This window comes from Parabacteroides sp. AF19-14 (assembly GCF_003635485.1).
GTDB classification, from domain to species: Bacteria; Bacteroidota; Bacteroidia; order Bacteroidales; family Tannerellaceae; genus Parabacteroides; species Parabacteroides distasonis.
This window is the reverse complement of the sequence record NZ_QTMJ01000065.1, coordinates 1-271: the sequence shown is the minus strand read 5'-3', so window position 1 is coordinate 271 and position 271 is coordinate 1. Positions and strand designations below refer to the sequence as shown.

The 271-nt window shown below is 58.3% G+C and carries 1 pseudogene; it reads left to right on the top strand.

What is annotated here, in order from left to right:
• A pseudogene (locus tag DWX33_RS23045) lies at nt 1–271 on the top strand (transcriptional regulator); the annotation flags it as partial.

Sequence of the window (271 nt, the reverse complement as noted above, 5' to 3'; positions counted from 1 at the left end):
GGGGAGTATGAGTTGATCGAGCTGAACACGGGGGGCAAGCACGTCTATACCCATTTGGACAACGACCGTCTGTCGGAGGGCTTGCACGATGCCTTGGGCCGTTACCATGCCTCTGGCGTGGTAGTGGATGAGGATGCCCGTCTGGCCCGTGAGGTCCTGCGTGGCTACGCCTCTCTCCGTGGTGAGACCGACGTGATCCGTTGCAAGCTTTACTCTTTGCTCCTTCCTGCCTATCTGCTTTTGGGCGAGTCGGATGAGTTCGATCGTTTGC